This window comes from Paenibacillus sp. Y930 (assembly GCF_056786375.1).
In genome coordinates this window covers 524786-545068 of record NZ_JBXCIX010000002.1, presented here as the reverse complement: position 1 = coordinate 545068, position 20283 = coordinate 524786, and the positions used below count along the sequence as shown (strand labels likewise).

General features: G+C 38.9%; 16 protein-coding genes. 4 read left to right on the top strand and 12 right to left on the bottom strand.

Features of this window, described 5'->3' with window-relative positions:
* Window positions 1-156: 156 nt before the first annotated feature.
* The 10 genes from AC1TO5_RS07860 to AC1TO5_RS07815 all read right to left on the bottom strand — a co-directional run bounded on the left by AC1TO5_RS07860 (window position 157) and on the right by AC1TO5_RS07815 (window position 13820).
* Complete coding sequence (locus AC1TO5_RS07860) at window positions 157-2505, bottom strand: glycoside hydrolase family 95 protein (protein ID WP_482062242.1); 2349 nt, start codon at window positions 2503-2505, stop codon at window positions 157-159.
* 263 nt (window positions 2506-2768) lie between these two features.
* On the bottom strand, window positions 2769-4580 hold the full coding sequence (locus tag AC1TO5_RS07855) for a beta-L-arabinofuranosidase domain-containing protein (protein ID WP_482062491.1): 1812 nt from the start codon (window positions 4578-4580) through the stop codon (window positions 2769-2771).
* Between the two features lie 55 nt (window positions 4581-4635).
* Entirely contained in the window at window positions 4636-5364 is a 729-nt protein-coding gene (locus AC1TO5_RS07850; protein ID WP_482062241.1) for a response regulator transcription factor, read from the bottom strand.
* Complete coding sequence (locus AC1TO5_RS07845; RefSeq protein WP_482062240.1) at window positions 5361-7103, bottom strand: sensor histidine kinase; 1743 nt, start codon at window positions 7101-7103, stop codon at window positions 5361-5363. The genes AC1TO5_RS07850 and AC1TO5_RS07845 overlap by 4 nt, the downstream gene beginning before the upstream one ends.
* A 179-nt stretch (window positions 7104-7282) precedes the next feature.
* Window positions 7283-8857 carry an extracellular solute-binding protein gene (locus tag AC1TO5_RS07840; RefSeq protein WP_482062239.1) on the bottom strand — a complete coding sequence of 525 codons (1575 nt, stop codon included), beginning with the start codon at window positions 8855-8857 and terminating at the stop codon, window positions 7283-7285.
* 71 nt (window positions 8858-8928) lie between these two features.
* Window positions 8929-9804, bottom strand: a complete 876-nt coding sequence (locus AC1TO5_RS07835) for a carbohydrate ABC transporter permease (RefSeq protein ID WP_482062238.1) — start codon at window positions 9802-9804, stop codon at window positions 8929-8931.
* A 21-nt stretch (window positions 9805-9825) separates the two neighbouring features.
* Window positions 9826-10809, bottom strand: coding sequence for an ABC transporter permease (locus tag AC1TO5_RS07830; protein ID WP_482062237.1), 984 nt, complete (start codon window positions 10807-10809; stop codon window positions 9826-9828).
* Window positions 10810-10967: 158 nt separating this feature from the next.
* The gene (locus AC1TO5_RS07825) at window positions 10968-11987 is read right to left on the bottom strand and encodes a zinc-binding alcohol dehydrogenase family protein (RefSeq protein WP_482062236.1); all 1020 of its coding nucleotides are present in this window, start codon (window positions 11985-11987) and stop codon (window positions 10968-10970) included.
* 47 nt (window positions 11988-12034) lie between these two features.
* Window positions 12035-12973 (bottom strand): aldo/keto reductase, encoded by a 939-nt coding sequence (locus tag AC1TO5_RS07820; protein WP_482062235.1) that lies wholly within the window; start codon window positions 12971-12973, stop codon window positions 12035-12037.
* On the bottom strand, window positions 12963-13820 hold the full coding sequence (locus AC1TO5_RS07815) for an amidohydrolase family protein (RefSeq protein ID WP_482062234.1): 858 nt from the start codon (window positions 13818-13820) through the stop codon (window positions 12963-12965). The genes AC1TO5_RS07820 and AC1TO5_RS07815 overlap by 11 nt, the downstream gene beginning before the upstream one ends.
* A gap of 166 nt (window positions 13821-13986) precedes the next feature.
* On the opposite strand from AC1TO5_RS07815, the gene AC1TO5_RS07810 reads away from it, so the two are divergent.
* A complete protein-coding gene (locus AC1TO5_RS07810) occupies window positions 13987-14868 on the top strand; it encodes a helix-turn-helix domain-containing protein (protein ID WP_482062233.1) in 882 nt (293 codons plus the stop codon).
* 150 nt (window positions 14869-15018) lie between these two features.
* Window positions 15019-16179 carry a glycoside hydrolase family 27 protein gene (locus AC1TO5_RS07805; RefSeq protein ID WP_482062232.1) on the top strand — a complete coding sequence of 387 codons (1161 nt, stop codon included), beginning with the start codon at window positions 15019-15021 and terminating at the stop codon, window positions 16177-16179.
* A gap of 210 nt (window positions 16180-16389) precedes the next feature.
* On the opposite strand, the gene AC1TO5_RS07800 is transcribed toward AC1TO5_RS07805, so the two are convergent.
* Together AC1TO5_RS07800 and AC1TO5_RS07795 are read right to left on the bottom strand one after the other, a co-directional pair.
* Window positions 16390-17202, bottom strand: a complete 813-nt coding sequence (locus AC1TO5_RS07800) for an AraC family transcriptional regulator (RefSeq protein ID WP_482062231.1) — start codon at window positions 17200-17202, stop codon at window positions 16390-16392.
* Window positions 17168-18088 carry an AraC family transcriptional regulator gene (locus tag AC1TO5_RS07795; RefSeq protein WP_482062230.1) on the bottom strand — a complete coding sequence of 307 codons (921 nt, stop codon included), beginning with the start codon at window positions 18086-18088 and terminating at the stop codon, window positions 17168-17170. The genes AC1TO5_RS07800 and AC1TO5_RS07795 overlap by 35 nt, the downstream gene beginning before the upstream one ends.
* A 127-nt stretch (window positions 18089-18215) precedes the next feature.
* On the opposite strand from AC1TO5_RS07795, the gene AC1TO5_RS07790 reads away from it, so the two are divergent.
* Together AC1TO5_RS07790 and AC1TO5_RS07785 are read left to right on the top strand one after the other, a co-directional pair.
* Window positions 18216-19103 (top strand): sugar phosphate isomerase/epimerase family protein, encoded by an 888-nt coding sequence (locus tag AC1TO5_RS07790; protein WP_482062229.1) that lies wholly within the window; start codon window positions 18216-18218, stop codon window positions 19101-19103.
* A gap of 16 nt (window positions 19104-19119) precedes the next feature.
* Window positions 19120-20160, top strand: a complete 1041-nt coding sequence (locus AC1TO5_RS07785; RefSeq protein WP_482062228.1) for a Gfo/Idh/MocA family protein — start codon at window positions 19120-19122, stop codon at window positions 20158-20160.
* Window positions 20161-20283: the final 123 nt, after the last annotated feature.

Sequence of the window (20283 nt, the reverse complement as noted above, 5' to 3'; positions counted from 1 at the left end):
ATACACAACTCTTTACTTTATTATCGATTATTGTTCTTTTTACTTATATTAAATTATAGAAACTAATTCATCATTAATAGTATCTAATTCCCTTCATTCGACCATTATACCTTGGTTCTGGACATGGGAAAGATAAGAGTTACTGTTAGCGTTCTTTTATACCGGTAATACTGTATATACAATTCCTTTCATTGCCTGCCATTCCGCTACACATGAGCCCTGATCATATATAAATAGCGTATCTTGCTCACGTGCTTGAATACGGACAGGAAGACTGGTGCGGATGCGGCATTGTGTAGTTGATTCTGTCGCACATATGCGTGCGTATTCCAAACTATGATCCCTCCAAGCAACGTCCACAGTGAAGCCACCCCGTGCACGTAATCCTTTCATATATCCCTCTTTCCAAGCCCTCGGCAAAGCTGGTAACAATCTTAGCTCGTCACAATGACTTTGCAATACCATTTCAGCAATTGCGGCAGTCGCACCAAAATTTCCATCAATCTGAAAAGGAGGATGATTATCCAGTAAATTAGGAAGCATCGAGTGCGAAAGTAGCGCAACAATATTATCATAAGCCAGTTCTGCTTCCTCAAGCCTTGCCCAGAAGTTAATAATCCATGCTCTACTCCACCCCGTATGCCCTCCACCATTTGCAAGCCGCTTCTCTAATGTTATTTTAGAAGCCGCCGCCAAGTCTGGTGTTTTATGTACTGAAATTTGACTTCCTGGATGCAAAGCAAATAAATGAGAGATATGACGGTGACCGGGCTCTTCTTCCACATATTCCTCCAACCATTCAAGCAATTGCCCCTCGCTTCCAATTTCATCTTGTGGTAAACGTGAGTATACTTGCTGCCATTGCTTACGTAACGATGCATCACATTGAAGTAGCTCGGACGCCTGAATGCATGCAGCAAATAACTCCCGCAAGATTTGACTATCCATTGCTGGTCCTTCACTGATCGTCCCTATTTCACCATTAGGTAAAATATAGGTGTTTTCAGGTGATACAGAAGGGCTAGTTACTAATAAACCATCTTTAGTTTCAATGAGAAAATCAAGAAAGAATTGTGCAGCCTCCGTTAAGATCGGATACGCCGTTTGTCTTAAAAAGTCTTGATTTTGAGTAAACAAAAAATGCTCCCACATATGCAAGCTAAGCCATGCTGCTCCCATCGGCCAATACGTAGCAGGTACATATCTGTCCTGTGGGGCAGTATCTGCCCAGATATCAGTATTATGATGTGCAACAAAACCACGGCAGCCATACATTTCCTTTGCAGTCACCCGCCCATTAACACGCATTCGTTCCAGAAGATCGAACAACGGCTGATGACATTCTGATAAATTACAGCTCTCTGCAGGCCAATAATTCATCTGTGTATTGATATTAATCGTATATTTGCTATCCCACGGCGGTAGCATATGTTCATTCCAAATTCCCTGTAAATTTGCCGGCAACGAGCCTGGACGGCTAGATGACAGCAATAAATATCGACCGTATTGATACAATACTTCGATTAATTGCAAATCCTCTTTGCCATCCTTTATTCTCTCCAAGCGCTCATTCATAGGCACAGCACTTACATCTTCCGTTGCTTTTAACTTGAATTCGACGCGGCTAAACAATGAATTGAAATCTTCAACATGTTGCTGCCTTAACTGCACATAACTTATACGCGCAGCTTTTTCCAATTGTTGCAATACATACTGTTCAGGGTTGTCATGTCGGAATGAAGTTGCTGCTGCAAGTAGAAGCAACACACGATTCGCATTTTTGACAATGAGATGCTCACCAATAATTTGTACCTCTCCACCATCGGCTATTAAGGTTACTCCAGTACGAAAACTTGAACCTTCAGCCCCTCCACATTCGCCCTTCATCATTAGAGTACATGCGTTCGCTTTTGAGACGACTTCATAGTAACGATTACTGCCACGCGTTAATCTAACCCGAAAATGATGCGCATTCGGTCGATCAGCTGTAAAATGGAAAGCCATAACATTATGATGATAACTGGCAAAACTTTCTCTGCGATAAGAGATCCCATATTGTTTATAGCTGCTGGTAACCATCCCGTTTGACATATCCAAGTCTCGTAAATAATGTTCAATTTCACTCGATTCCAACGTTTTCTCATTGCTAACTTCTACTTCATGACTTGTGGCAGGCGAAAAAAATTGGATGTTCAAATCACCAAGCGGCATGTAATGACGTTGCGCTTCTGGTAATCCAGACAATGCTAACAATGATAAATCTTCCGCTCGGTTTAATTCTCCTGCTCGGATTGCCTCGCGAATAGTCTGAAGATGGACCAATGCATCAGGATTATTACGATCACGTGGCCCCCCATACCAAACACTATCTTCATTCAAAGCAATTCTTTCCTCAATGGGATCGCCAAATACCATCGCTCCCATAAATCCGTTACCAATAGGCAACGCCTCATTCCAGTTAACTGCCGGCTTATTGTACCAAAATTCAGACTTTTCTTTCATCATTATCCTCCTAAATTTAATCCTATTGTTAAGTGTCAAGTACTTAGAATATATTCAATTGTTGTACTATTACGCATGGAATGACCATGAGCGAAACCACTAGGATACGCATCACCAAGTATGTATTCTTTCCATGGCTTCACTTTACCTCTCCTCCAGGTAGCGAAAGCGCTATCAATTGAAAGAATTAATAATTCTCACATCTTCTTGTGTTTCTTACAATCTGAACGCTAGAATCTACCCTTTATATTGTAATAAACCCATTATCATCTTTCTTCATATGCTACGCTGCCATCTCTAGCAAATGAGAACTGACTGTTCTGCGATGAACGTCCCGTAAAATCCAAATATACAGAGTATTCTTCATTCTCTATACGAAAAAGAGGGTTAAATGTTGCTGAGTTACCGTGGTCATCATTCAGCACAAATTCCAACTCGTCTGTTTGACACTTAACTAATTTTTCATTAATGTTCCCATTTGAAATACCTATAAACTTCTTCATACCTCCCCGTTGTGCGAGCAATATACTTCCATACATAATCGCAACCAAATTCTCATCACCTTGTAAAGGAACCAACCGTAAAGGAGCAGCGATTTCAATTTCAATTTTATCTTGATCATGAAAAACTCGTTGAATCAAGATAAACCCATTCTCCTTTTTGATATCAATACTAGACGAGTTAATTTTTACACCGATTACATTAATTTCTTTTAATTGCAAAGTAAATTCTGTAGGCTCAACTGTGTTAATCAGGAGTATTGAAGTTAGAGCATCAGGAAAATCAGTATATTGCGTAACTTTTACATTTTTTTCTTTCCAAACTACAATGGATGATATAAAACTATTAAGCAGCAAAATGTCTCTGTCTTTAAACCAGATGTTCTTTTGCAATTCACTCATTGCCTCAATTCCTGATGCTGTGCAGCACCAAAAGGATTCATACGGATCACTAAATTTCTTTACAGCACAGTTTCCCATAGGCTGATGGTATTGTGAAAGACCAGTTTTACGACTTGCACTGTTTAATATAGCATTATATTTTAGCGATTCCATATGAATTAAATATTTAACTTCTTGGGACCATTGAAACAACCGTTCTAGAATTCTTTCTGTATTATGTGCGCAGCAACTTTCACTTTCACCACCAGTCAAGGCATGACCTAAACTGCCATAGCCACCCCAGTGTTCTGATTTTTCCGAAACAGCGCCCTCTATATATGCCGTAGCTTGGGAACTGTTATTGCCATTAGCAAAGGTTCTTCCCGACAAGAAACCATAAAAATGTAACGCTGCTACCTTATATTTTTCCTCACCGGTAATGTCATATCGATGCATCGCACTAATAATCATTGGAAGATGTGTATTGGCGTGTAGATTTTCAAGTACATCTTTACCGGAAGCAAGATTCGCAAGGAAATAATCTCTGTCAAAAAACTGGGCTAGCTTTAACAAGCTCACATCACCTGTTACGTCATATAAAGTATAGAAAGAATCTCCTATCCCACCAAATTCATTAACAGGATTCAACTTTGTGCATCGGAGAATACTATCAATTTTCCAAAATGATAGTTTCTCAAATCTTCTGTAAGTGTAGTAAGCTAAGTTGACTGCCAGTTTCAAAGCTTTTTTATTATCCAAATATAGATAACAATCAATCAGACCCTGAAGGATTTTATGCAATGTATAGTAAGGTGCCCATACATTACGATTTTCTTCCTGCTCCAAAATATCCAATACTTCTTCTTCAAAAGCACTGAGATATCCATTTGGTTGTGCACATGCTTCCATCACGTCAACAATTCTATACGCTTTCATTCTCAAGACTTCATCTTGATCAGCGAATGAAAACTTGGAGCATGCCGAAAGAAAATGCCCTACAAAATGTCCTCTTAGGCCACCATTAACATCTTCCCAACCTCCCAAAGGCTTCGCATGAGATGGAATTCCCGCATTAATTTTAAACGTATGCATAAGCCTATCAAGATCGAATGCGACGATGTATTGCTTGGCAAGCTCTCTGCGAAGGTAAGCGTCTTTATTAAATAGCTTAACTTCATCCAAACTAAAAGGAATCATCAATTCAAACACCTCATTTCATGCTAATAACATATCATTTATTTTCTAGTTTATTTCATTCGTTATTTTCATCCCCTTCAAGTGCATTCTTCCGAAATACCCCCGGTGTAGTTCCTGTATATCGCTTAAACACCTTAGTAAAATAATGTTTATTGTCATAACCTACCATTTCTCCAATTGCGCTAGCTGAAACATCATTCTCACAGGTCAGTAATTTTTTGGCCTCACGAATTCGCATTGCGTTCAAGTAATTTACGAAGGTCTCCCCAGTTTCTTTCTTAAACAAACTGCAAATATAATTAGGATGTAAATTCATCATCTCGGAAATATGATCAAGCGAAAGATCTTTTCTAAAATGTACCTGCATATAGGTAAGTATTCTGTTGGCATGACGAGAATCTGCATCAACAGTAGACGGTAATTCTTTTTTAACACGTTCAAGTAATATAGCAATTTCTTCTTGGTCAATTGGCTTCAAAATATAGTCTACGACACGAACTCGCAGTGCTGTTCGAACATACTCAAACTCATCATACCCAGTCAATATGATGAAGCGATCACAAAGACCTTGCTGTCTGGCCTCTTCAATCATTTCAAATCCATTTTTCTCAGGCATGTTTAAGTCAGTAATCGTAACATCAGGAAAAAATTGCTTCATTATTTCAAGTCCCTCTAGAGCATTTGAAGCTTCTCGTATCTCAGTTCCTTCAGGAGCCACTTTTCTGACAACTTTGATCAATCCGTTCAATATCAATGGTTCATCGTCTACAATCAGCAGCTTCATATTTGACTCCCCCTCCTTTTCTCTACAATAATACACAAATTCGTTCCCTTACCTGATTCACTAACTACCTCAAGTCGGGATGTTCCGCCAAAGAAAGCCTGAATTCTATCATTAACATTGACAAGTCCAACACCAGTTATTGTAGTTGACTCCCTTGGCTTATCTCCACGTAAGAGCAAAGAGTGAATCATTGATAATTTCTCTGTCGGAATACCATTTCCATTGTCAATAACACTAATTCGAATCTCTTGATCTGACTCTTCGGCTACAAGACGAATGTGTACAGGACGTATAACTTTCGATACTCCATGAATAATACTATTTTCTATGAGTGGCTGTATAATAAATCGCGGACATATAAAACTCGTCGTATTCATAGAAACCTCAAGCTCATACGTCAGTCTATTTTGAAGACGCATTTTGTGAATTTGCAAATAAAACTTTGCCATATCAATCTCCTGAGCAAGTGTTACTTCATCCTGCTCAGAAGACAAACTATACCGCATCAGCTTGCCAAACCAAAAAGAAATATCAGCAACTTCCTTGTCATTGTTTGTTTCGGCAAGCATCCTAATTGTCTCAAGCGTATTGTACAGAAAATGCGGCTTAATTTGTGCTTGTAGTATTTTATAAGCTGCCTCTTTATTCAGCAATTCAGCACGATGGACATTATTGATCAGTTCATCCATTCGTATAAGCATAGAATTATAAGTTTCTATCAGAAATCCAATTTCATCGTTTTCTTTTAATTTTTCTTGTTTTATTATGTTTTGTCTCAAATTATCATCATTCAATGTACGCATATGTCTGGCTAATCTTAAAATTCGCTTTGTAATCGTAGAAGCAAACATATAATAGACTAATGAAAGACCGACTAACAATAGGACGAGAATAATCATCACAATTACTTCTGAATTTGTGAGTGAATGAAAAACATCGCCTACTTTGCCTGTTATAATGAAATGCACCCCAAGTTCTTCAACAATTAATTGGTTAATTACATATTTTCGATTAATGACAAATGTGTGTGCTTCCGATTGCACTAATTGCAAAGCCTCTTGATTAATGACAGTTTCCATTGGATGATCTCCAATAAACTTATCTGGGCTGACCAAAAAAAAGGCCTTCCAAGGATCTTTTACTCCAGCAGCTTCAAAGAATTTTTTTATAAGAGTGTCATTAATCTTTATTTCTAATAATCCGATTTTCTCAGTAAATTGAGCATTGTAGAGATGCTGATAGTATATCAGTTCAGAATGAAGCGATTCTGGATTTACTCGAACCCATATTCCTGATCCAGGTTTTAAATTACGAGTGGTTTCTTCTATATATGGGTCGAGTAAATTCGAATCAACAAAATGTTCTGTTATTGAAAATACATTGTCCTTCATCTTGTAGATTACGAGAGAGTTGATCTCCGAATAAGCAAATAGCGACTGTGTATATAACGGACGAATATAACGAATGAAGGAATAAACACTTTCCGCCTCGTTGTTATACACACCATCAAGATAATCCGTGACATAAGAATTATATTGAAAAACTCGATGTACTGACTGTATTCGGGTAAAATCCATTTGCATATTTGCATAGGCTTGTTCTAGTATATTTTGCCGACTTTCAGCAAACTGTTTAGTCAGATTTCCATGTATTTGATTGTAATAATGGTAACCAAATGCCATGACCGGTATGAGTATGAGAATAATATAACCTAGCGTTATTTTCCGAGTAATATTCACATGTTCCTCCTCCTGTAGCATCTGTACGCTGCAATGTTACCTCAATATACCATGGAAGACTGAATTCCGATTCTTATAATCTATTATATTATGTTGCCTTGACAGTAACAAAGTCATGCTGAAATAAGCTCGAAAAATCCGGCAGAGACACCTCGTCTCTCCACCGGATTTTCGGAAATTTACTTAAACAAGTCTTTCTTATTTTGATATGTTTCGTTTGCCCATTCAACCAGTTTTTTCAAACCAATTTGTTCAGCAGTTTTCAACATATTTTCATAGTTTGCAATGGCTTCTTCTTCTGAACTTGCTAAATAAATCTTTACTTTCTCATTTTTAATCATTTCATCAATCTTTGTTTTGATCGTTTTCTCGTCAGAATCTGGCTGAGTTTGGATCAATCCGATCTCTGGTTTGTAGGTGGTAATTTCTTTCCTTTCTAATAACGCTTGAGTCTTCTGCGTACCAGGAACATATCCTTGTAGCCCTTCCATGACACCATCATTATACAGGTACCACCACTTAATTCCATTACTATTTACAAAATCACCATCAGATGGGTCGTAATTCAAATTAGGATATCCTTCTTCGTTCCACGTCCAATGTTCACCTTCTATACCGAACATTGTAAGCTTCTTACCCTCATCACTTGCCAAAAATTCTATGAATTTAATGGAAGCCTCAGGATTCTTGTTGTTTTTCGTAATGAACGTACCTGCAAATCCAAGCCCTGTACTTACTATTTTAGCATCTTTTGACAATGCACTAGGCAACATTTTAAAGGAATAAGAATCACCATTGTTTTTAATTTTTTTATTGTCTGAATCTGCAACACTGACTGTATGACTATGAGCAAATGCCTTGCCACCTATCGCATATTCATCATCAATTTGATCATTTGTATATGCATAATTTTCAGCGAGAATATATCCGTTACGGTATAATTCGTTCATAAATTTGAAGAAGTCCAGCATTTCTGGTTGCTTGATGGCGTAATCAATTACTCCATCTCTCTCGTACCAACCATCCAATAGCGCTTCTACACCGAATTGCTGTAGAAAATACTGTTCAAACCAATCTTTATCCATCGTAAGAGGAATCATATCAGGATACTTTTCCTTAACCATTCCTAATACATTGGCAAAATCATCCACTGAATTTAGCGATGGGTTGCCAAGTTCATTTAATATATCTTCCCGTAAAGCAATACCTGGGTTGCCATCGCTACCAATTGCAAATTTATGTTCTGCCATTTCCTCTTGAGTAGCAAATGAATTTCTAACGGTATAGAAATTACCATCATCCATCGTATGAATAGCAATTCTTGTATCGTCAATGACGAAATTAGGTGCATATTGTTCAATAAGCTCATTCCATGGATAGGATAGCTTTGAATCAGACAAACGGTCGATTTGAGAATGAGTAAAGATAAGATCTGGTAAATCTCCAGAGGAAATCATTAGTGGAAGTTGCTTATCATCTGCAGCTACAGTAACCTTTAATTTCACTCCAGTTTTTTCAGTGATTTTCTCAGCAATTGGCCCCTTCCATTCATTAACAGGATACCAAGATGCATCAATAAATAATGAAAGTTCTTGAACTTCTTCTTTCGCTGTTGCTTTTGTTCCGTCTGTACTAGAATTAGATTCGTTATTTACTTTCTGACCATCATTATTGCCACCACAAGCCGACAATAACGTTAACACGAGTACAGTTACCAAAGATAGCAAAATACTTTTTTTTCCTTTTATCTTCATAATTTAATAACCCCTCCATGAATCGAATTTTATATTAAAGCAAGCCTTCATGCTCTAATACCACAATGAATTTAACCCTTTACTGACCCTAACATAACGCCCTGGACAAAGTATTTTTGTAAAAATGGATACACACATACAATCGGAAGTACTGATATAACCATTGCAGCTAGTTGAAGAGAATAACTTGTAACGCCTACAGAGGAACTATTTGCTATAGCAATGGAATCCATGGGTGCATTACTTTTATTAATAACTTCCATCATACGATAAGCAAGCGTTCTCAAATTTTCCGATTGTACAAAGTAAGCTGAATCCAACCAAGAGTTCCATTGACCGACGCCAGTAAACAATGACATCGTCGCAATAAGAGGCATGGATACAGGGAGAATAACCTTATAAAAAATAACAAATTCATTTGCTCCATCTATATGAGCGGATTCTTTTAACTCTCCTGGAATATCTTTAAAAAAGGAAATCGCGATCAATAGGAAAAACGTACTTAGCATTGAAGGTATAATATATACCCCGAACGAGTTGAGTAATCCAAGCGAACGTAACACAACGTAATATGGTATTAATCCGCCCGAGAAATACATTGCAAAAATAATAATCGTAAAATAGGTTTTGCGGAATAACAAATTTTGATGCGATAATCCGTAAGCCACAATACTGGTAAAAAGCACTCCCAACACGGTACCAGATAGCGTTCTCAGCACAGTAACTAACAATGCCTTATACCAATGAGGATCACTCAAAAATCTTTCATAGTTTTCAAAAGTGAAGGAGCTCGGCCAAAAGTAAATAGCTCCCGTGAGCGAATCCGTTCCCTTATTAAATGAAAGAATCAAAACATAGTAGAACGGATAAAACATTGCTATAAAAATAATAAATAGGATGACTGTGATCACGCTATCCAAAATCCGATCTTTTTGTCTTTGACTCATAGTCGTTTTCCACTCCTCTGTCTAGAATAAGCTAGATCCTGATGCACGTTTTGCAATGTAATTACTAGAAAAAATTAATATAACAGATATAATAGACTGAATAAGATCTATAGCTGCCGCATATGAAAAGCGACCATCCCTTAGTCCAACCTTGAATGCATAAGTCTGTACAATTTCTGATGTTGAATTGTTGATACTGTTTCCGAACAGAAATGCCTGCTCAAAATTAGAACCAACCAATCCGCCGCCTAAAATACTTCCAATCGTAAGAATAAGAACAACGACAATCGTCCCTTTTATACCTTGAAACGTAATATGACGAATACGTGCAAGTCTTCCCGCTCCGTCAATTTGTGCTGCTTCATACAGCGTAGGATCTATTCCAGCAATAGCAGCCAAGAAAATTATTGTCCACCAGCCTACCTCTTTCCATATTGCGCTCCCTACCGCAAGGCCCCAAAAGCTATCTGCGTTAGTAAGGATATCTAACGGTTTGTCAATAATACCCAGACTCATCAGCGCTTTATTGATCATTCCAATATCAGCAGAGAGGAAGGAAAAAGCAATCCCTGCCACTACGACCCATGAAATAAAATGAGGTAAATAACTAACCGTTTGCACGATCTTTTTAAACCGTAAATTTTTCGCTTCATTCAATAAAATTGCTAGTAGAATTGGAGCAGGAAAAGTAAATAGCACTTTTAGAAAACTTAAGACTAGTGTATTACGAACGATTTCACCAAAACGGTAATCGTTTACAAACTCATCAAAATGTTTGAGTCCAACCCACTCGCTAGTGAAAATGCCCTTAATCCCAGTAGAAATCGAATAATCTTTAAATGCCATTATAATCCCAAACATTGGTGTGTAAGCGAATATTAGTAGAAATATCATTCCCATGCCAACAAAAAGATGAAGGACTCTTTGTCTTTTTAATTGCTTAAAAAATTGTGTTCTACGCTCTCTAAATCGGGCACTGTGACCGATTCTTCTTTCAATTTCCATCCCAATCCCTCCTTCTTAATCATTATATCTTCCTAAGGGAGGCTACCATAAGCCAACATTATTAAGAAAGCGTTGTCATTTATTAAGATTCAGTCGTTTTATTGAGTACAACTTCTCGATACGATAGTTCATCTATTAGTAATAAAAGCAGTTGTCGATTATAACTCGACAACTGCTTTTATCACCTTAGATTGAGGCAGCAACCACTCCTCGAAAGCCTCCGTCAGCTGCTCAAACTTGCAGCGATGTGTAATATATTGCTCCGCTACAATATGCCCGAGTGACATTGCCTCTATAACTGTCTCAAAATCTTGTCGAGTAGCATTACGACTGCCCAATAATGTCAGCTCCTTACGATGGAAGTCAGGATCATGAAATGTAATATCCCCTTTAAACAGACCTACATAAATCAAGCTTCCACCATGCGACGTATAATCAAATGCATTCATCATTGATTGCGCATTCCCAGTCGCATCAACTACTACGCTCGCAAACTGATTGGCTGTAAGTTCTGCGACTTTTTGTATTGGATCTTGTAAGGCATGGACCGTATATGCAGCATTTCCCCATGATTCTGCAAATTTTAAGCGCTCTTCATTAACGTCCATAGCAATCGCTTTAGCCCCCATACTGTGTATAAGCGCCATAATACCAAGTCCAATGGGTCCTGCACCGATAACGAGTGCTGTTTGACCTGCCTGCAATCCTGAACGAGCGATGGCATGTGCACCGATTGCCAGTGGCTCCAGCAAAACAGCTTGATCTAAGCTAAGCTCATTTGTTTTAATTAGATAATTAATCGGTACCGCTACTCTCTCCTTCATTCCTCCATCAATATGAACACCAAACACTTTCATTTCATTGCAGCAATTGAATTTCCCCTGCAAACAAGCTTGACATAAACCGCAATGGAAATACGGAATAATGCTTACTTGATCGCCTTCCTGTAATCCAAGATCATTGTCGCTAATCTGTATAACCTCGCCTGCAAGCTCGTGTCCAAGAACTCGCGGATATGTAAAAAATGGCTGATTGCCTCTATACGCGTGATAATCTGTTCCACATATTCCAATGCGTCGAATCTGTACAACTGCATAGTTTTCTTTCAGCTTAGGCTCTGGCAGTCTTTCATGTATTACAAGCCTGCCAACCTCTTCACATACAATCGCTTTCATCATACATCCGCCCCTTAGTAATAATATACTCTTGCCTGTTCTGCCGTTTCTTATAGCTGCTCATTGTACTCAGAACGTCCACTAGTCCAACTAACATTAGCAATCGGCTTTAAAATTTCCATAACTTCCTTAAGTAGCTGCTGATCTAATTTTTCCTCAACCCATGTAGCATTTTTAGTTATATTTTGCGGATTAGCAGTACTTACTAGCGTAGTAGGGATTTCAGAATTCGCTGTTGAATACTGAACTGCAAGCTTCGCAATATCATAGCCGTGCGTTGCACAATAATCTGCTGCCTGCCTACAAATTTTCTTGACTAACTCACTAGCTGGGTGCCAGACAGGTATTGGTCTAGTGCCTAATAGTCCCATAGACAAAGGAGAGGCATTGACCAAACCTACATTTCGTTCCTCTAGCAAAGGCAGTAGCGCTAGCAAAGAGTTGTCATTTAGAGCGTAATGACAATACGATAATATGCAATCTATATTGATTTGTGGAATTAATGTTTCAAATAACTGGATTGGTAGTCCGCTAATTCCACAATAACGAATTCTCCCTTGCTCCTTTAGACGATGAAGCGTTGGAATTGCTTCTTCTATAACAATTTCTGCAGGTACAAACTCGATATCATGTAAAAACAAAATATCGACGTAATCTGTATTTAATCTAGCTAGACTTTCATCTACGCTTGAAACAATCTTCGCTGCTGAAAAGTCAAAATTGCTCTCACCATATCTCCCAGCCTTGGTGGATAAATAAAATGTGCTACGATCAAGCTCCTTAATCGCTTTTCCCAGCACACTTTCCGCCTTCGTCAAACCATAATAAGGAGCAACATCAATATAATTAATCCCCTGATCGAGCGCTGTATGTACCGTTCGAATGCTCTCCTGCTCATTCGTATTACGAAATACGGATCCTAGTGATGAGGCTCCAAAGCTTAGCGCTGAAACCTCCATATCAGTTATACCTAGCTTTCTATACTTCATCTTGCTCCCCCTTATTTACGAGATTATAAAAAATTGCTGCATTGGAACCAAATAGTCTTGCCTCTTCTTCAGCTCCCCAAGCTTGCGGCAAGGCTGATTCAACAATATGGATAACCTCATCGTAGCTTGCAGCAAGCAAGCATACAGGCCAATCGCTACCAAACATAACCCGTTCAGTGCCAAAGCAGTGCAATATATGCTCAATATAAGAAGTAAATTGCTCGTAGCTCCAGTTGTCATGATCAGCTTCTGTCGCCATCCCAGATAGTTTGCAGTATATTCCTTTATACTGAGAAATGAGGCTCATTTGCTGCGACCATCGATCAATATCTCCTTCTGCAATGTTTGGTTTTCCAATATGATCGATAACCGCCTTCATAGTAGGAAAAATTTCAAGCAACGCAATAATTGTATCCAACTGGTTAGCAACGACAAGCAAATCCAATGGAATTTCTCGGTCCACATAGTATTTAATTTTATGAATAATTTCTGGATCAAGTACCTTTGTACTATCCTCCATATCCTGAAGCATGAGGCGTAAGCCTACTAGCTTGGAATACTGCTTAAGCTCAGTATACTGTGCTATATGATCACCATTAAAAAAGTCAATCCAGCCCACTACTCCAAGTATAGAAGGAGTTTTATCTGCTAATTGTAAAATGTATACACTTTCCTCTAATGTTGGTGCTGCCTGCACTAAAATACTTCCAGCTAGTTGATGCTTTTTCAAGTGGAGTGATAAATCAGGAGGCAAGAAATCGCGATACAGAGTCGTTAATTGTGGAGTTATCCAGCCATAATCTCCTCTTTTAATAGACCAATAGTGTTGATGAGCATCAATTCTCATACTAGCTCAGCTCCTTCTCTAAATGACTCTTGACTACCGAGACGGCAAACAGTTATTACAATGCTATCATTGTAAACTACAAATAATGATAGTGTAATGTCTTAAGATTGCGTTTTCATCACATAATTTGATATTATATACTAAAACAAGTGAAGGTGATTGTATCATGGCGATCCGAAAAACATTTGAAAGCAACGTATTATTTCCATTTGAGCTTGTCCATCAAGCCAAGAGACAGCAAGAGAATGAGCTGCCGGATCATTTTCATGATCATTATGAGCTTGTCTATATACACGAAGGAAAAGGTGTATTTTTTATTGATCACTTATGGTATGAAAAACGTAAAGGCGACTTTTTCCTCATACCTGGAAATACGATACATCACTCGCTACCTGATGATGAAGAACCCATTGTATCATCTGCTATTTTTTTTGCTCCCTATTTAATAAATTCGCTTCCACACGATCCCAATTATTCCTCTCTCGCTTGCTTCGAATATGCAAAACAAAAAAAACTCTACAAGCTAGATCTACCTGAGCAAGTGAAAACAATTGTAGAAGCCTCTCTTTTCAGTATGTCAAAGGAGTGGGAACAGCGTCCAGTTGGCTATCAAAACGCGATATGGTTGATACTCGGTCAATTGCTACTCCAGCTTAATCGTATTACAAACTCAAGTTCTTTCAAGCAAACAGCCAATTCACGCTATAGTCCCTCGTGGATGCTTTCCGCTTTGCAAACTATTGATCAGCATCCTGAGCGCGAACATAGCCTAGTTCAGCTTGCAAAAGATGCATCTGTTTCAACAGCTCACTTCTCCAGAGTGTTCCGACAGCTAACGACGATGAATGTAACCAATTACGTCAACACGAAACGAATTGTCAAAGCCAAACAACAACTATTGGAAACAGATCACACTATTGAATGTATTTCTGAACTCTGCGGTTTTCAAACGGCTACTCATTTTTATCGCGTATTCAAGCAAATCACAGGTGTCACACCTAGGCAATATGCCGATACTACCTATAAAACATCCTTTAAACTGTTATAAACCTTCTATATTTCCCCAAGTTGTGTGGTTGAATCTAGTAAAAAGCAACATTTTTACATATGTAAGCAACGTTTTACTATAGGATTCACTTTCTTGCATATGCTTAAATATGTTTATAGCTTCTACCACACGAAAAAGGATGATTTTGAGATGAACAATAATAAGCAGCTTGGCCTGCTCCCTGCACTTGGTTGGAATTCATGGAACACTTTCACTTGGGATATTAATGAACAATTAATCCGTGAAATCGCTGATTTATTCGTATCTGAGGGTTATAAAGATGCAGGATATGAATATGTTGTTATTGATGATTGCTGGAGCTTGAAGGAGCGTGATGAGCAAGGTAATTTAGTTGCGGATCCTGAGAAGTTTCCTAGTGGCATGAAAGCACTCGCCGACTATATTCATTCCAAAGGCTTAAAGTTTGGGATGTACTCCTGTGTAGGAACCCACACATGTGCTGGATATCCTGGCAGCTTTGAGCATGAATTTCAGGATGCTAAGAAGTTCGCCGAATGGGGAGTAGATTACTTGAAATATGACTATTGCTTCAAGCCTCGTCATATTTCTGGTGAGTTGCTTTATAAGCGCATGAGTCTAGCACTTAAAAACTGCGGTAGAGAGATTCTTTTTTCTGCTTGTAACTGGGGAGAAGACAATGTCTATCACTGGATTCGCGAATCAGGTGCTCATATGTATCGCTCTACTGGAGATATTCGTGATAACTGGATTTCTATAAAGGAGTTAGCCATTTCACAGCTAGACAAGGAGTGCTATACAGGTTCATTCTGTCATAACGATATGGATATGCTTATTGTTGGCATGTATGGTGGTAGCAACGACAACTATATCGGAAAAATAGGTGGCTGTAGTGATATTGAGTATAAAACTCATTTCTCTATATGGAGTATGATGGGTTCTCCACTAATGATCGGTAGTGATATCCGTAAGGCAACGCCAGCTACAAAAAATATATTGCTTAATAAAGATCTGCTCGCGATAAATCAGGATTTGGAGGCACGCGGGGCTTACCGTATAAAGCCAGAACCACAGTGGTTCCATGATGACGAAGTATTTATGCTTGTAAAGGTACTTACTGATGGCGACGTAGCAATCGGCTTTTTCAATCTAAGTGATAGCCAACGAGAGATTTCTTTGCTGTTTTGGGATATCGGCTTGCCATATGCTTCAAACTTTTCATTGTCATTGTATGATTGCTGGGAGCATAAGGAACTAGGAGTCTTCAAAGAACGCTTCTCCCCTACCGTACCAGCACATGATTGCCTCGTTATTAGAGCAAGGCTAGTGTAGACATGAACAGCACGAGATGTTGCTCTAGCTGTAGAGTACCACTTATTACCGATGACGTTGCCATTTATCTGAAGCTAGTCTCTATGAAAGCGAAGGACTTTCTTTGCATCAATTGCTTAGGAGAAAAGCTCAATTGTGGACGCGAGCCAATTGAGCGATTAATTCAATATTATCGGCAGTCTGGTAAATGTGTTCTGTTTCGTTAATTTCTTACTTGTGCCGATGCAACAACATATACTCTGATGGAGTATATGTTGTTGCATTTTTAAATACCTTTGAAAAATATAGTGGGTCACTGTAGCCTACGGAATAGGCTACTGATTTTATTGATAAGCCTTCATTCTTTAACAACTCACTTGCACGCTGAATACGAACCTTCGTGATATAATGTAATACTGACATACTTGTTGCCTTCTTAAATAAGCGAAACAAATAACTTCGTTCAATATTCATATGCTCCACAATAGTAGTAACCGTCAAAGAAGGCTTCCAATAATGATGCTCAATATACTCCCTCGCTAATCTTACATAATCGGTATCGACTAAGTTAGCTTCCGACGGGAAAAATTCTATATAATACGAAAGCAACAAACGAATCTTTGCATCAGATCGTATTTGTTCATATGCCTTTAACTCGCCATATAAACTCACATCATAAAAAGATGTCATATTTTGCGGGGCTGCCTTAGTAACAGGATAATTTAGCTTCAGGGTAGTTAAAGCTAATAGCTGCGGCACTTCACTCCCTTTAAATTCATGCCATACATATTCCCAAGGATCTAGTGGATCAGGGTAATAATAAATTGGGATGTGCGGAAAAATAATAAAGCTCTCTCCAGCAATAAGTTTAAATTTACGCTGACCAATTTCATAATAGCCTTGCCCGCTTATAATATAATGCAATGCATAAATATCCCTTACACCAGGCCCCCATTGATGCATATTACATGGCTTATAGCCGCTACTAACGTAACTTAAAACTCTTTCGTTATGTAACTGACGAATATTCCCCTCCCCCTTCATTAAACCTTCGCACATCAGAAGGTGTGATCCCCTTGTACTGTTTATATAGCTTTGTAAAATAGTTCGCGTTCTCACAACCAACTTGAGTAGCAATTTCACCTATTGTCGCCTGACTACTAATTAATAGACGTTCCGCTTCACTTACCCGGCAGACGTTAACATATTCAATAAAAGTTCTCCCTGTTAGCTTTTTGAATTGTTTGCAGAAATAATACTGATCAAGACCTACTATCATTGCTGCCTGCTTAACAGATAATTTCTCAGTATAATGCTCTTTCACATAATCAATTAATTGCTTAAAATGATCTCGATTCGCAAAATATGGCTCTCTCTCTATAGCAACAGGTTGAAGCCTACTATAATACCGAGCAAGCTTAATAAACCAAGCATAGAGCTTCGCTTTTACAATGAGCTGATAACCTATTTCTTTATTAAGAAATTCCTTTGTTATTTCATCTAGCTCCATCTTATAATGACTATCCCACTCTTCGAATCGTGAAATTAGTAGTGGAAAATGTGCTTTCCCTTCCAAGTACATCGATAATAGTTGAACATGAATTGGATCGTTCATCCACTCGTTAAACAGCGCTGGATTGAATACAATACAGTCCATCTCAAAATCTTCATCCGATTGTGAATAGCCTACATGCAAACTTCCTCCAGGTACAAGAAGTACATCCCCTGCTGTAACTTCAATCGGACGACTATCTATATGAAAAACTGCCTGACCTTTACGTACAATAATCAATTCCAGATGGACATGCCAGTGCAAATAAAGGATACAATCTCCCTTTTTAATGTTACGAGCTCGATTTGGAAATATTTGAATAGGATATGCTTTTTGCGTAAGTCTTGTATCTTCCCATAATTCCTTCGGATAACTCATCTGCGCTGGAACACCTCCACAATATAAGACTAATTTCCGCCAATATCGGATAACGCAACCTAGTAAAAACTGATCTATAATAGGGTTGCTATCAATAATATATGACAATATTGGAGTGATAACAAGTATGAAACAGTCAATTCGTATTGGAACGCTAGTTAATGGTGGTAACGCAGATCATGTCATTCCGCAAATTGTAGGTCATGGCTTTGAATCGTTCAATCCTACATTTTGGCAGACAACAGGTGAAACAGATCTGAAAGAGCTTGCTAAGCGCATTCGTGCCCTTTCAGAGGAGCATGGCTTTGTTATTTCAGCTGTAAGCGTATTCGGAAATCCACTTACTGGAGCCGGCGATAACTCCGATACTTTAGCAAGCTGGGAAAGATTAATTGATCATGCTCACTTGTTCGGAGCAAATATTGTTTCTGGATTTACAGGTCGCATTACAGATCGTCCGATAGATGAATCTATTCCAAGATTCAAAGAAGTTTTTGGAGAACTAACTAGACGTGCAGCGGATAAAGGGGTGCGTATTGCATTTGAAAACTGTGATATGGGCGGAACTTGGGAGCGTGGCGACTGGAATATTGCTCATAATCCAACTGCTTGGGAGCTAATGTTCAACGCTGTACCAGAAGACAATATCGGGCTAGAGTGGGAACCATGTCATCAAATGGTTAGCTTAATTGATCCGATTCCGCAATTAAGAAAATGGATCAATAAAGTGTTTCATGTTCACGGTAAAGATGCCACGATTGCATGGGATATTGTCAAAGAACATGGCGTTCACGGTCCGCAGCCGTTCGTATGGCATCGTACTCCGGGCTTTGGCGATAGCAACTGGTCGGATATTATTACAATTTTGCGCCAGCACGGCTATAAGGGCTCAATCGACATCGAAGGCTGGCATGACCCCGTTTACAAGGATGAGCTAGAAATGACTGGGCAGGTACATGCACTTAACTATTTGAAATCTTGCCGTGGCGGACAGTATGTGCCTAACCCAATCTAGAGGAGGATGAATCAATATGGCAAGCTATAACGTAATTATTGCAGGCTGTGGCAATATGGCTAACGCATGGGCTGATTATGTATTAACTCGTGAGGATACAACAATTGTAGCACTTGTAGATATTTTTCCAGAAGCAGCGAAAGGCTTTGCTGAACGTAAAAACATTGATTGTCCGATATTTACAAATATTAGCGAGGCTATTCAAGCGACTGGAGCCAATCTCGTGCTAGATATTACGATCCCAGCTAGTCATTATGACATTGCCTCTACTGCGATGAAGCTTGGCTGTAACGTACTTGCTGAGAAGCCTCTTGCAGAAACGATTGAGCAGTGTAATGAGCTAGTTTCAATGGCTGATGAATACGGTAAAACGCATGCGATTATGCAAAACCGTAGATTTGACCCAAGAATACGTTCGCTTCGTAACTTAATTACAGATAATACGATTGGCAAGGTTGGTTTTGCGAGCGCTGACTTCTTTATCGGCGCACATTTCGGAGGATTCCGAGATGCTATGGAAAGTCCACTGTTACTTGATATGGCGATTCATACGTTCGATCAGGCACGTATGATTTTAGGAGCAGACCCTGTTTCCGTCTACTGTCATGAGTTCAATCCGCATGGCTCTTGGTATGCAGGTAATGCAATGGCACTATGCATATTTGAAATGTCTGATGGCTCTGTGTTCGATTATCGTGGCTCATGGTGTGCAGAAGGTGCTCCTACATCATGGGAAGCAGCATGGCGAATTATTGGTGACAAGGGTACAGCAATATGGGACGGACATGGCACTCCTTATGCCGATATTATTAAGCCTGAATCACAAGAAGGTAAGTTTATGTATGATTATGATCGTGTGAACGCTGAGGAAATTGAAATGCCGCTAACATTCCATGCGGGCTGCCTTGAAGATATGTTTTTAGCGCTATCTGAAGGACGTAAGCCTGAAACAGATAGCAGTGATAATATTTATAGTATGGCGATGGTCATGGCTGCTGTTGAAAGTGCGCGTGTTGGAGCTAAGGTTGATATTGCACAGTTTTTGAATAAAGGCTAGTAGAGGTAGTTCAAAAAGCCGACTTTGATAACGAAGCGCTTGCTAACGTAGCTTACTCGACATCGAATATGAAGCCCTCACTACAATGGTGGTTTTAAACTTCCATTGTAGTGAGGGTTTCTA